Annotated in this window: 11 protein-coding genes; 7 read left to right on the top strand and 4 right to left on the bottom strand. The window is 71.7% G+C overall.

Annotated elements, in window-relative coordinates; translation table 11 throughout:
• Positions 1-3: 3 nt before the first annotated feature.
• The gene (locus tag OG746_RS43440; RefSeq protein WP_266724824.1) at positions 4-1,182 is read right to left on the bottom strand and encodes a mandelate racemase/muconate lactonizing enzyme family protein; all 1,179 of its coding nucleotides are present in this window, start codon (positions 1,180-1,182) and stop codon (positions 4-6) included.
• Between the two features lie 185 nt (positions 1,183-1,367).
• Here OG746_RS43440 and OG746_RS43435 point away from each other — a divergent pair, with 185 nt between their 5' ends.
• Complete coding sequence (locus OG746_RS43435; protein ID WP_266724823.1) at positions 1,368-2,699, top strand: MFS transporter; 1,332 nt, start codon at positions 1,368-1,370, stop codon at positions 2,697-2,699.
• Here OG746_RS43435 and OG746_RS43430 read toward each other — a convergent pair.
• A complete protein-coding gene (locus OG746_RS43430; protein WP_266724822.1) occupies positions 2,678-3,574 on the bottom strand; it encodes an EamA family transporter in 897 nt (298 codons plus the stop codon). The genes OG746_RS43435 and OG746_RS43430 overlap by 22 nt on opposite strands.
• Positions 3,575-3,642: 68 nt before the next feature.
• On the opposite strand from OG746_RS43430, the gene OG746_RS43425 reads away from it, so the two are divergent.
• Entirely contained in the window at positions 3,643-4,518 is an 876-nt protein-coding gene (locus OG746_RS43425; RefSeq protein WP_266724820.1) for a LysR family transcriptional regulator, read from the top strand.
• Positions 4,519-4,539: 21 nt separating this feature from the next.
• Here the strand turns inward: OG746_RS43425 and OG746_RS43420 are convergent, their stop codons facing one another.
• Positions 4,540-6,069, bottom strand: coding sequence for an alpha/beta hydrolase (locus tag OG746_RS43420; protein WP_266724818.1), 1,530 nt, complete (start codon positions 6,067-6,069; stop codon positions 4,540-4,542).
• Positions 6,070-6,139: 70 nt separating this feature from the next.
• Between OG746_RS43420 and OG746_RS43415 the strand changes: the two genes are divergently transcribed.
• From OG746_RS43415 to OG746_RS43395, 5 genes are all read left to right on the top strand, one after another.
• Positions 6,140-7,111 carry a helix-turn-helix domain-containing protein gene (locus OG746_RS43415; RefSeq protein ID WP_266724816.1) on the top strand — a complete coding sequence of 324 codons (972 nt, stop codon included), beginning with the start codon at positions 6,140-6,142 and terminating at the stop codon, positions 7,109-7,111.
• A gap of 136 nt (positions 7,112-7,247) precedes the next feature.
• Positions 7,248-8,849, top strand: a complete 1,602-nt coding sequence (locus OG746_RS43410) for an AMP-binding protein (protein WP_266724814.1) — start codon at positions 7,248-7,250, stop codon at positions 8,847-8,849.
• 44 nt (positions 8,850-8,893) lie between these two features.
• On the top strand, positions 8,894-9,430 hold the full coding sequence (gene relB, locus OG746_RS43405) for a type II toxin-antitoxin system RelB family anti-toxin (RefSeq protein ID WP_266724812.1): 537 nt from the start codon (positions 8,894-8,896) through the stop codon (positions 9,428-9,430).
• Between the two features lie 109 nt (positions 9,431-9,539).
• Positions 9,540-10,685 (top strand): aminotransferase class V-fold PLP-dependent enzyme, encoded by a 1,146-nt coding sequence (locus tag OG746_RS43400; protein WP_266724810.1) that lies wholly within the window; start codon positions 9,540-9,542, stop codon positions 10,683-10,685.
• A gap of 42 nt (positions 10,686-10,727) precedes the next feature.
• The gene (locus OG746_RS43395) at positions 10,728-12,218 is read left to right on the top strand and encodes an amino acid permease (RefSeq protein WP_266724809.1); all 1,491 of its coding nucleotides are present in this window, start codon (positions 10,728-10,730) and stop codon (positions 12,216-12,218) included.
• On the opposite strand, the gene OG746_RS43390 is transcribed toward OG746_RS43395, so the two are convergent.
• A complete protein-coding gene (locus tag OG746_RS43390) occupies positions 12,206-12,595 on the bottom strand; it encodes a VOC family protein (protein ID WP_266724807.1) in 390 nt (129 codons plus the stop codon). The two genes, OG746_RS43395 and OG746_RS43390, sit on opposite strands and share 13 nt — an antisense overlap.
• Positions 12,596-12,681 lie beyond the last annotated feature (86 nt).

Raw genomic sequence — 12,681 nt, 5'->3', positions numbered from 1 at the left:
GGTTCAGCTCTCCTTGGCGAGTTCGGCGAGTTCGGCGATCTTCTCGGCGTCCACCTCGACGCCGAGGCCCGGCCCGGCGGGCAGCGCGTAGCCGTCGGGGCGGGCGTCGATCGGGGTGCGCAGGATGCTCTGCGCGACGGACAGGGAGTCGGCCTGGAACTCGAAGAACGGGGAGTTCTCGACGGCCGCGCTCAGCTGGATCCCGGCGGCCAGGGCCACGCCCAGACCGACCGAGTGATGGCAGGCCACCGGAAGGTGCGCCGCCGCGGCGAGTTCCGCGATGGACTGGGCCTCGGTGATGCCGGTGCGGGCGACATCGGGTTGGGCGAGGCGCAGTGCACGGCGGCCGATCCAGTCGGCGAACTCGTAGCGGTTGCGCATCGCCTCGCCGACGGCGACCGGCGTGGTGATGCGGCCCGCCAACTCCCGGTGCCCCTCGACGTCCTCGGGTGCCAGCGGCGCCTCGAAGAACAGCGCGCCGCGCCGGTCCAGCTCCTGGCCGAGGGTCAGCGCCTCGCCGATGGAGTACGCCCAGTGGGCGTCCACCGCGAGCCGCACACCGGGGGCCGCCGCGGCCACGGCATCGTAGGTGGCCAGGTCCGTCTCGATGCCCTTGCCGAGCGCCAGCTTGATCATGGTGGCGCCCTGCTTCGCGTACGAGGCGGCGAGCGCGGCACGCTCCTCGTCGGTCGGCTCGGGCAGGCCGGAGACATAGGCGGGGACGCGGTCCCGGTGGGCACCGCCGAGCAGTTCGGCCACCGAAAGGCCGGTCAGCCTGCCGTGCAGGTCCCACAGGGCGATGTCGACGGCGGCCATGGCGTCGGCCTGGTGTCCGGTCAGGTGCCCGCGCTCCCGCATCAGCTCACGCATGCGGTGCCACAGCGGGCGGACCCGCGTGGGGTCCTGGCCGATGAGCTGGTCGGCCAGCAGCCGGTCCACGACGGCGGCCGGGACCTCCGGGCCGACCGGCGCGAGCGCCTCGCCCCAGCCGGTGCAGCCCTCGTCCGTGCGGATCTCCACCAGGAGGGTCTCGAAGCGTCCCGAGTACAGGCTGCGCCACGGCGCCCGTACGACGTAGCCACGCTCCGGGGTGAGCTCCTGCCCGTCGTCCAGGCGTCCCAGGTAGGCCCGTGGTCCCTCCAGCTTCAGTACGTGGGTGAGCACCTCGGTGATTCGGGCCATGCCGCTTCCCTCCATCGTCTTGCTTGGGCAATCCACATTCTGCATAGCCCTTGTAAATAGAGCAAGCATGGTTAACATCGTGGCCATGAACGCTCAATGCTGAGGCAATGTGCCCGGCTCCCGCGTCATCGCACCCCGCGATATCCCACCCCGCGTTGTCCGACTCATCCGTATGCGAGGCCCCCATGCCCGAGCAGACCGCCGCGCCCTCTGCCCCCGACACCGATCCCGCCGATGCGACACCGTCGAAGCGTGTCCTTGTCGCGGGCAGCATCGGCAACTTCGTCGAGTGGTTCGACATCGGCATCTACGGCACGCTCTCATCCGTCATCGCCGGGAACTTCTTCGCGCACGGCGACCAGACGGCGGCGCTCCTGTCGACGTTCGCCATCTTCGCCGTCGGCTTCGCCATCAGGCCGATCGGCGCGCTCTACTTCGGCCCGCTGGCCGACCGCGTCGGACGCAACCGCGTACTCGCCGTCACCGTGCTCGTCACCTCGGCGTCGACGTTCGCCATCGGCGTGCTGCCCACCTATGCCAGCATCGGCGCCGCCGCTCCCCTACTTCTCGTCCTTGCCCGCCTGGTGCAGGGGTTCGCGGCGGGCGGCGAGACATCAAGTGCGGTCAGCCTGCTGTTCGAGTACGCGCCGCGCAATCGCCGTGGCTACTACACCAGTTACGGCGCCGCCCTCGGCTTCGTCGCCTTCGTGTGCGGAGCCGGTGTGGCGCTCGTGCTCTCCCTGACGTTCGGCGACGACCAGATGGCGTCGTACGCCTGGCGCATCCCGTTCCTCCTCGCGCTGCCGTTGGGCATCGCGGGTCTGTATCTGCGGCTCAAGCTGGACGACACCCCAGAGTTCCGGCGCCTGGAGGAGGCGGGCGAGGTTGCCGAGTCACCCATCAAGGAGACGTTCCGCACCAGCGGTCGACCGATGATGATCCTCGCCGGTGTCATCGTCCTGAAGGGCGTCGCCCACTGGACGTTGCAGACCTTCATGGTCAGTTACCTCACGGACACCATGCACTTCAGCCAGGCCCAGTCCTTCGCCGCCTCGACGATCTGCATGGGAGCCGTGGCCGTCCTCATCCCGTGCGCCGGGCTGCTCTCCGACCAGGTCGGCCGCAAGCCCCTGCTCATCGCCGGCGCCCTCGGCCTGATCCTGCTCGCCTGGCCCTGCCTGCTCCTGATGTCCTACGAGAACGCCGCGCTCGCGATCGTCGCCATGGTGATCCTCGGCCTTCCCATCGCCGCCTACGACGGTGCGGTCAACGCCAGCATGGCCGAACTGTTCCCGGCCCGGATCCGCACGGGTGCCATCGCCATCCCGTACAACATCTCGGTCAGCCTCTTCGGCGGCACCGCCCCGTACATCGCCACCTGGCTGGTCACCTCCACCGGCTACAACCTGGCCCCCTCCTACTACCTGATGGCCGCGGGCCTCGTCACACTCGTCACGGTGGTGCTGGGCGTGCGCGAGACCGCGGGCCCCCGGGTTCAGATGTCGGTCGCCCGCTGAGCCACTCGCGTACCGGTCCCCACCGCCACCACATTCGCCCCCACGATGACGGCGATCGCCAACCACGCGAGGTGGTCGAGGTGTTGGTCGAGGACGAGGAGGCCGACGAGGGCCGCGAAGACCGGGTTGACGCTCATGAAGACGCCGAAGAAGCGGGCGGGGACGCGGCGAAGTGCCAGGAGGTCGGACAGGAACGGCACCGCCGAGGACAGGATGCCCGCCGCCAGGGCGCAGAGGAGTGCCGTCACGGTCGGCGGGTGCAGGTACAGGACCGTGACGCCGATCGGCAGGTAGAGCAGGCCGGAGACGCCGGCCGCCGCGGCCGAGCCCTGGAGGCCGGGCAGGCGGTGGCCGACGGCCCGGTTGAGCAGGATGTAGCAGCCCCAGCACACCGCGGCGACCAGGGCGAGCGTGATGCCGAGGTAGTCCGTGCTCGGCCGCGGGCGGGTGAGCACGACGACTGCCGATGCCGCCGCCAGTGCGCAGAGCAGGTCGAGGCGGCGGCGCGTTCCCGCGAGGGCGACGGTGAGCGGGCCGAGGAATTCGAGGGTGACCGCGAGGCCCAGGCCGATCCGGTCGATGGCCAGGTACAGCGTCAGGTTCATCGTGGCGAAGACCGCGGCCAGGGCGAGGACGAGGCGCCATTGGGCGGCGGTGAAGCACCGTATGCGCGGGCGGCCCGCCGTCAACAGCACCACGGCGGCGACCCATTGACGTACGGCCACGACTCCCGCGGGGCCGAGCACGGGGAAGGCCAGCGCGCCCAGGGACGCTCCGACCTGGTTCGACAGGCCGCTGCCGAGCATCAGCGCGACACCGCCGGTGTGGGGTGAGGGTTCGGTAGCCGCAGTGGAGGGGTGGGATGTGGTCGCCATGGTGTGAGACTCGGCCCGTCCGAGGTATACGCAAAATGCATGGCGTGACGCTCGGATACGCTGAGCGTATGGATGAAGGAAGCGGCCTCGCCGGGCTCGAGCTGCGGCATCTGCGCTGTCTGCTCGCCATCGTCGACACGGGCAGCTTCACCGACGCCGCGATCCAACTCGGCGTCTCCCAGGCCTCGGTGTCCCGCACCCTGCACGCGCTGGAGACCGTGCTCGGCGTGCGCCTCCTGCACCGCACGAGCCGCACCGTCACACCCACCACCACCGGCGTCCGGGTCGTCCACCGCGCCCGGCAGCTGCTCAGCGAGGCCGAGAACCTCGTGCGCGAGGCCACCACGGGCCACACACGGCTGCGGATCGGGCACGCCTGGGGAGCGTTCGGGCGGCACACCACCGAGTTCCAGCGCCGCTGGCACCAGCGGTACCCGGACGTCGAGTTGCTCCTGGTGCGGCACAACAGCCCCACCGGCGGACTCGCCGAGGAGGCCGGCGATCTGGCCGTCGTACGCCACCGGACCGATCTGCGCCGCCGCTACGCATCCGCCGTCGTCGGCCACGAACCCCGCTACGTCGTCATGGCCACCGACGACCCCTGGGCCAGGCGCCGACGCGTCCCCCTCGCGGACATCCGCGAGCGCACCGTCGTCGTGGACCGGCGCACCGGCACGACCACCGCCGACCTGTGGCCCGGCGACCCGCACGGCGACGTCGAGTACACGGCCGACGTCGACGACTGGCTCGCCGCCATCGCCACCGGCCGCTGCGTCGGCGTCACCCCGCAGGCCACCGTCGCCCAGTACCGGCGCGAGGGTGTCGTCTTCCGCCCGGTGTCGGGCGCGGATCCGGTGCCGGTGCGGGTGATCTGGAACGAGCGGGATCCCCATCCCAGTACGCACGCGGCCATCGCGTTGCTCAGCGAGTTGTACGGCGGCTGAGGGGCGACGCGGCCGGGCGTCTCACTTCAGTCCCAACCGTCCCAGCACCCGCCCCATCGCCTCCCCCACCGCCTCCCGCGCGGAGTCGCTGTGGTCGAGGCCCTCGAAGGCGTGCGGCGCCTCCGGTACGTCGATCACCTCGACCGGGGCGCCGCCCGCCTCGGCCGCCCCGACGAACTCGGCCACCGTCGTCGCGACCGCGGCGGCCTCGCGGCCGACCCGGATGAGGACGAAGGGCGGCGTCCCCCCGAGCGCCACCACGTCCGCGGGCCGGAACCGGGGGTCGTTCACGCCCCAGTTGGGCAGTGGCGCCATGATCGGATAGCTCGCCGCCAGGCAGCGCAGCCACGGCGGGGCCTCGGCCAGCCACGGCGCCGTCAGAGGGCCGCCGCCGGAGAAGAACCACAGCGCGATCCGGTCCGCGTCGACCCGCGGATCCGCGCGCACCTCGGCCACCGCGGCGGCCACGTCCTCGGCCGCCGTCGGATACGCGGTGACCGCATGCAGCCGGTGGTCGAGAGTGACGCCGATCGCGCCTTGTGACGCCGCGAAGCGGGCGTAGCCGATCAGCGTCGGCCAGTCGCGCGGCGTCGGTCGTGCGTCCTCCGCCACGGGTCCGCCGTGCACGAACACGATCGCGGGGCGCGGCTCCCCGGTTTCCGCGCCCTCGGGGACGTGGACGGCCTCGGAGACGTGGACGCCCTCGGGCACGTACAGGTCGATGGCGCCGCGACGTTCACGCGGGATCTCCGGTACGTCCAGGAGGAACGGCCGGAGGTATCCGGGCTGCGTCGCTTCCTCCTCGCCCACGGCTTCAAGGCGGGTGCCTTCGTCGGCCGCCGCTCGCAGGAGCACGTCCGCGAGCTCGTCCGGGCAGGACAGCATCGGCCAGTGCCCGGTGGGCAGTTCGAAGAAGGTCACGTCCGGGCGGACGAGCGCCTTGATCGTCGGGTCGCCGAAGCGGAGCAGCATGCGGACGGTGTCGATGGTCGCGCCGCTCTCCGCGCAGAGCACTCCCGTGGTCGGGAGGCCCTTCCCCGCGCCGGTCAGCCGCAGCGGTTGCAGCAAGGTGCCGTGCGGTTGGGGCGTGGCGTGCGCGGTCAGCCGGTCCAGGGCCTCGTCGGACACCCCGGCGGTGCTCCCCCAGCGCCGGCACTCCTCCCGGGGAGGAACCGGCAGCTCCCCCTTGATGTCCCCGTCCTCTGCCAGGGCCTCGCGCAGCTCCTGGTCGGGCACCGCGGCGAGGGGCACGGCGCCGTCCTGCACCGGCCCCGTGTCCAGGTACACGATCCGCGCGACGCGGTGGGCCCGCCGGTCCGCCGCCCCCACCGCCGGGTACGCACCGTAGTCGTGCCCGACGAGGACGACGTCCTGTCCCTCCGCGATGGTGTCGATGGCCGCCACGACCCTTGCGATGTGCGCTTCCAGGTCCCTGGCCGGACCGAGGTCCACCACCTGGACCTTCGCGCCCTCTGCCGCCAGTTTCCCGGCCGTGTCCCGCCACGCGTCCGGGCCCGTGAACAGGCCCGGTACCACCACGAACTCCGTCATCTCCGCGTCCTCCCTCAGTGGCTGTCAGCGATGGCAGGTACGTTAGGAACTCCCCCTGAGGGAGGTTCAAGTGCACCTGTCGATCGACTCGCCCGCGGAATCCGGCTCGTCCGACGGACTGTGGAGCATCGGTGAGCTCGCCGAGCACGCGGGCACGACCGTCAAGACCGTCCGCTTCTACTCCGACAACGGACTGCTCCCGGAACGCACCCGCAGCGCGGGCGGGCACCGCCGGTACGGCGCCGACGCGCTGGACCGGCTCCGGACGATCCGCTCGCTGCGCGGTCTGGGCCTGCCCGTCCCAGAGGTGCGGCGCATCGTCGACGAGCGGGCTGGGGCGGACGGGGCACTGGAGGACGCCGTCGCGGGGCAGCTGCGCACGATCGGCTCCCGACTCAGCGCGTTGCGCTGGCAGGAGGCGGCGCTGCGCCTCGTTCAGGAGTGCCCGCCGCAGGAGCGGGCGGACCGGCTGCAACTCGTCGGCTCCCTGGATACACCGCCGAGCACTGCGCCACTGGCCAGGTTCTGGCGGGGCTGGCTGCCGCCACGGATGCCGGCATCCTCGCGAACGGCCTTCCTGGAGGCCACCGTTCCGGCAGCTCCCGACTCCCCGTCCCCGGGCCAGGTGCTCGCCTTCGCCCGCCTGTGCGCGCTGGTGTCACGCCCGTGCTCGCCGGACACGGGGCCCACCCAGCCCGCCGCGCACCGCACGGCGGGCGCGCGCGAATCCGCCGTGCTGTACGCCGGGTTGGCCGAGGCCTACGACCTGGCGGCGAAGCCGATGCGGGCGGGCGATGCCCCCGCGCCGGGTGAGGCGCTCGACTGCTTCGTCACGACGTACGCGAGTGTCACCGGGTCCCGCGACACGACGGCCTTCCGCCGCGGCCTCTCCCGGCAGCTCGCTTCCGATCCGCGCCTCGACCGCTACTGGGACCTGGTGGCGGAGCTGACCACCCCGGACGGCGCCCACCCGGAACCGACTCCGGGCACGGCCCACGACTGGCTCCTCGCGGCGCTGGACACACAGCTCGCCGACGCCTGACCTCGCGGGCGAGGCACGGCGTGCGCTGTTCCCACGGCTTGGCAGGCATCGGACGGGGTAGGCAAGCTCCGACTCCCGTCGGGGCAAGGTCCGACTCCCGCCGGGGAGGACGCCATGCTCCGTCAAGGAGGACGCCATGCCGGATCCCGCCGCCGCCCCGTCTCTCGTCGCCCCGTCTCTCGACGCGCTGTCGTACGAGCCGCTGACCCCCACCGCGTATCTGGACCGTGCCGCCGCGGCGCACGGCGACAGGATCGGTGTCGTCGACGGTGAACGGCGTTGGACCTACGTGGAGTTGCACGATCGGTGCACCCGCCTGGCGGGCGGCCTGGCGCCGCTGGCCGGCGGGCGCCCGGTGGCGGTGCTCGCGCCGAACACACATGTGCTCCTGGAGGCGCACTACGGCGTTCCGTGGGCAGGTGTGCCGCTCGTGGCGGTGAACACGCGGCTCGCGGCGGCCGAAGTGGCGTACATCCTCAGCCATTCGAAGGCGTCCGTGCTGATCCACGACCCGTCGTTCGACGTCCTGGTCGACGACGCGCTGGCCCGCCTGGACGCCCCGCCGCGCCGGATCAGGGTGGGCGCGGAGTACGAGTCCCTGCTGGCCGGAGCCGAGCCGCTCCACCGCACCCCGACTGACGAGCGCTCCCTCCTCGCCGTCAACTACACATCGGGTACGACGGGCCGCCCCAAGGGTGTGATGTACCACCACAGGGGCGCGTACCTGCAAGCGGTGGCGATGGTCAGCCACACGGGACTCACGCCCTCCGCCGTGCACCTGTGGACGCTGCCGATGTTCCACTGCAACGGCTGGTGCTTCCCCTGGGCGGTGACCGCGGCGGCCGCCACGCACGTGTGCCTGCCGAAGCTCGATCCCACCGAGGTGTGGCGGCTGATCCGCGAGGAGGGCGTGACACACCTCAACGGCGCGCCCACGGTCCTCTCGATGATCGCCTACGCCCAGGAGGCGGCCCCGCTGCCGAAGAACCGCACCATCCGCATGGCGACGGGCGGCGCCCCGCCGTCCCCCGCGATCCTGTGCCGGATGGGCGAGTTGGGCTTCGACGTCACGCATCTGTACGGGCTCACGGAGACGTACGGACCCGCGATGCTGTGCGACTGGCGCCCCGAGTGGGACTCCCTGGACGGCGCGGCGCAGGCCCGTCTCAAGGCCCGCCAGGGTGTGGGCAACATCATCTCGTGCACGGCCCGTGTGATCGCCGACGACGGCACCGACGTCCCGGCGGACGGCACGACCACCGGCCAGATAGCGCTGCGCGGCAACAACGTCATGCTCGGCTACTTGGACGACCCGGAGGCGACGGCGGCCGCCGCCCCGGACGGCTGGTTCCGCACCGGCGACATCGGTGTCGTGCACGCCGACGGCTACGTTGAGCTGCGGGACCGCTCCAAGGACGTCATCGTCTCGGGCGGCGAGAACATCGCGTCGGTCGAGGTCGAACAGGCCATCATGGACCACTCCGCGGTGCTTGAAGCGGCGGTGATCGCGGTCCCCGACGAACGCTGGGGCGAGGTCCCGGCCGCGTACGTCACCCTCCGGGACGGCGCCTCGGCGACCGCCGCGGAGATCATCGACCACGTCCGCACCCGCCTCGCCCGCTTCAAGGCCCCGAAGTCGGTGACCTTCGGCGACCTGCCCAAGACGTCGACCGGGAAGATCCAGAAGTACGTACTGCGGGACAAGGCGTGGGCGGGTGCCGCGCGACGCATCAATTGACCGGCCCCCTCGGAGGACGAGCCACTGTGGTCTAACCTCGCCCCGTGATCGGCAATCGGATACGCGAGCTGCGCAAGGCCCACAAGATGACCGTGCGGGAGCTGGCGGCGGCGGCCGGGGTGTCGACCGGGCTCGTCAGTCAGGTCGAGCGCGGGCTCACCGACCCCAGCCTCGAAACGCTGCGCCGACTCTCCGCCGCTCTCGGGCTCCCGCTCTTCGACCTGTTCCGGCAGGACGAGGCGGAGGAGGTCGCGCTGGTGCGCCGCGAGCGGCGGATTCAGGTGCGGTCGCCGCAGGGCGGGATCGAGTACACGCGGGTGTCGGCCGGGTCGGCGCGGCTCGAGGTCCTGGAGGGCACGCTGGAGCCGGGCGGGGCGTCCTCCGACGCCCGCTACAGCCATCCGTCCGAGGAGTGCGTGCTGCTGGTGAGCGGCAGCCTGGTCGTCGAAGCGGGCGACGGGCGCTACGAGTTGGGTCCCGGCGACAGCTGCACGTTCGACTCCCGTGTCCCGCACCGGTACGTCAACGAGGGTGGGGAGACCGCGCGGTTTCTGGTGAGTGTGACACCGCCGAACCGATGACCCCGGTGCCCAAGTACCGGTGCCCGCAGACCCATTGACGCGGCACGCACCGGGCTGATTCGATCACCCGCACTGAACAAGTTCACCGGGATTGAATGCGAGTCGCCCCGTGCCGATCGACACCCTGGACACACCCGAACGCTTCCGCGCCCGGTTCCCCTCCCTCAAGGACATGGTCCACCTGGCCAGTTGCAGCCAGGGAGCGGCGTCCGAGCACGTACTGGCGGCGCTCCAGGACTTCCAGTGGTCCATGCGCAGTCACGGCGCGCCGTGGGGCGAGTGGATGGTGCAGGTCGACGCCGCGCGCGCCGCGTTCGCCGCGCACATCGGTGCCACCACGGACGAGATCGCCGTGGTGAGCTGCGCCTCCGAGGGGGCGTACCAGGTGGCTTCGACTCTGGACTGGTCACACCGTCCGGGCCTGGTCACGACGGACATGGAGTTTCCGTCCATCGCGCACGTGTGGCTCGCGCAGGGCGGGCGGGGCGCGCAGGTGCGACACGTGCCGGACGAGGACGGGATCGTCCCCGCCGCCGGGTACGCGGACGCCATCGACGACTCCACCCATCTCGTCTCCATCCCCCTGGTGTCGTACCGCAACGGCGTCCGGCTGCCGGTCACCGACACCATCCGGGCGGCGCGGGCCGCGGGCGCGCGCGTGTTCATCGACGCGTACCAGGGGCTCGGCGTACTCCCCGTCGACGTACGGGAGTTGGACTGCGACTACCTGGTGTGCGGCGCGCTGAAGTATCTGCTGGGCGTTCCAGGCATCGCCTTTCTGTATGTGCGGGGCGGTGCGCGGGACGAGGTGGCGCCGCAGCTCACCGGGTGGTTCGGGCGGGTCGATCCCTTCGGTTTCGATCCCCGTGCGCTCGACTTCCCCGACACCGCGCGACGCTTCGAGACCGGCACGCCGTCGATCCCTTCCGCGTACGCCGCCGCGGCCGGTCTGCGCACGCTGGCGGAGCTCGACGGCAAGGACGTCGAGGCGCACATCCGCGAACTCACCGCGTACGCCCACCAGCGCCTCACCGAGACCGGCGAGACACTGGCCTCGCCCGCGGACCCCGAACTGCGCGGGCCGCAGGTGGCGTTCGCCGACCCGGATCCGGACGCGCTGGCCGGGGCTCTCGCCGAGCGTCGCATCGTCACCAGTCCGCGCGGCACCCTGCTCCGCGTCTCGTTCCACTACTACAACACCCTCTCCGACGTCGACGCGCTGATCGCCGCGCTCGGCGAGATACGCGCCAAGTAGGCGCACGTCCAGGAACACCGCACCCACCACGGAGCGAGTGACATGCCCGACGACCCGCGCACCGACCCGGTACCACCGCAAGACCACGGCCTGAAGCGGTCCCTGACCGGGCGTCAGCTCAGCATGATGGGGCTCGGCGGCGCCATCGGCACCGGCCTGTTCCTCGGTTCGAGTCTCGCCATCTCGGCCGCGGGCCCGGCCACGGTGATCGCCTATGTGGTCTGCGCGCTGATCGCCCTGGTGATCGGCTGGGCGCTCGCCGAGATGACGTCCGTGCACCCGGCGACCGGCTCCTTCGGCAGCATCGCGCGGCACTATCTGGGCCCGCTCGCGGGGTTCGTGATCCGCTGGACGTACTGGACGATCCAGGTGATCGCGATCGGTGGCGAGGTGATCGCGGCCGGCATCTACGTGCGTTTCTGGTGGCCCGAACTCCCGCTCTGGCTCCCGGTGGTGGCGTTCTCGCTGCTGCTCCTCGCGGCGAACGCGCTGAGCGTCGGTGTGTTCGGCCGCCTGGAGTACTGGTTCTCCACCATCAAGATCACCGCGATCGGTGTGTTCGTGCTGCTGGGCTGCGCGTACGTCTTCCCCGGCCTGCCCGGCCACCCGGCGGTCGGCACCTCGAACCTCTCCGGCCACGGCGGACTGCTGCCACACGGTATGAGCGGCCTCGCGACCGCCTTCGTCTTCGTGATCTTCAGTTACATCGGCACCGAGATCATCGCGGTGACCGCGGCCGAGTCCGAGAACCCGGTGCGGGACATCCCCCGTGCCGCCCGGCGGATGGTCGTCCGCCTCGCGCTGTTCTACGTCCTGGCCATGGCGATCGTCGTCACCGTCGTGCCGTGGACGCGCACCGCGAAGGGCGGCGACGTCACGGCGAGCCCCTTCGTGCAGCTCTTCGACGTCGCGGGCATCCCGGCGGCGGCCGGCATCATGAACTTCGTCGTCCTCACCGCGGCCCTCTCCAGCGCCAACGCCAACACGTACCTGGCAACGCGCATGATCCACTCCCTGGCGGTGGACCGGCACGCGCCGCGACTGTTCGCGCGGGTCGGTACGCGGGGCGTCCCGCACCGGGCGCTCGCCGTATCCGGCATCGGCCTGGGCGCGGCCGCGCTCCTCTCGGTGCACTCCGAGGACACGGCGTACATCATGCTCTTCGGTATCTCGGTGTTCGGCGCGCTGGTGGTGTGGATCCTCATCCTGGCCACGCACCTGGCCTTCCGCCGCCACCGCACCCGGCACGGCCTGCCCGCCTCACCGGCCCGGCTGCGCGGCGCCCCCTTCACCACCGTCGCGGCGGCCCTCGCCCTCGCGGCGATCCTGGTCTCCACCCTGTTCATCGAGGGCCTGGACGACTCCTGGAAGGCGGGCCTGCCGTTCTTTTTGGTGCTGGTGGTGGTGTACCGGTTCGGGGCCCGGCGGTACGAGACGGCGGCGGCGCTGCCGGACAGCACGGCGCCGGAGGGGACGGTCCCGGCCGCCCGCGAGTCGGTCGACCACTCCAGCGAGCCGGATCACTCCAGGTAGTGGGCGCGCCCGTCGTCGTCCATGTCGACGGACCCTTCGGGCAGGATGCAGAACTCGTTGCCCTCCGGGTCCGCCATCACCAGGAACCCGCCCTCGTCGTACTCCTCGAGCCGCCGCCCACCGAGCGCCTCGACCCGCTGCTGCTCGGCGGCGAGGTCGGGCGAGGTCAGGTCGACGTGCATACGGACCTTGCCGGGCGTGGGCCGCGGATTCCGCTGGAACCCGAACACCAGGCCGCCCTCCCGGCGCAGCCAGATGTACGGGCCCGTACGCGTCTCGATCGGCCGCCCGAGCAGCTCGGACCAGAAGGCGGCCAGCCGCTCGGGGTCCTCGGCGTCGACGACAAGGGCCGCGATCTGCATGGGTTTTGCCGGCATGCGGTGACCTCCAGGCGTGTGTGTCCGTCCTGGGTCATGGTGGCAGCCGAGGCGGCGGCTTCGTCGGACCAGGCCACCGGCGCTGT

It is taken from the genome of Streptomyces sp. NBC_01016 (genome assembly GCF_026341035.1).
Taxonomy (GTDB): Bacteria; Actinomycetota; Actinomycetes; order Streptomycetales; family Streptomycetaceae; genus Streptomyces.
The sequence above is the reverse complement of the archived record's forward strand: the minus strand, read 5'-3'. Positions and strand labels throughout refer to the sequence as shown.

Excerpts from the sequence above, each read along its gene's own strand:
- OG746_RS43420 (WP_266724818.1), bottom strand. The coding sequence starts at position 6,069 with ATGACGGAGTTCGTGGTGGTACCGGGCCTGTTCACGGGCCCGGACGCG.
- OG746_RS43440 (WP_266724824.1), bottom strand. The coding sequence starts at position 1,182 with ATGGCCCGAATCACCGAGGTGCTCACCCACGTACTGAAGCTGGAGGGA.
- OG746_RS43435 (WP_266724823.1), top strand. The coding sequence starts at position 1,368 with ATGCCCGAGCAGACCGCCGCGCCCTCTGCCCCCGACACCGATCCCGCC.
- OG746_RS43425 (WP_266724820.1), top strand. The coding sequence starts at position 3,643 with ATGGATGAAGGAAGCGGCCTCGCCGGGCTCGAGCTGCGGCATCTGCGC.
- OG746_RS43395 (WP_266724809.1), top strand. The coding sequence starts at position 10,728 with ATGCCCGACGACCCGCGCACCGACCCGGTACCACCGCAAGACCACGGC.
- OG746_RS43430 (WP_266724822.1), bottom strand. The coding sequence starts at position 3,574 with ATGGCGACCACATCCCACCCCTCCACTGCGGCTACCGAACCCTCACCC.
- OG746_RS43390 (WP_266724807.1), bottom strand. The coding sequence starts at position 12,595 with ATGCCGGCAAAACCCATGCAGATCGCGGCCCTTGTCGTCGACGCCGAG.
- OG746_RS43410 (WP_266724814.1), top strand. The coding sequence starts at position 7,248 with ATGCCGGATCCCGCCGCCGCCCCGTCTCTCGTCGCCCCGTCTCTCGAC.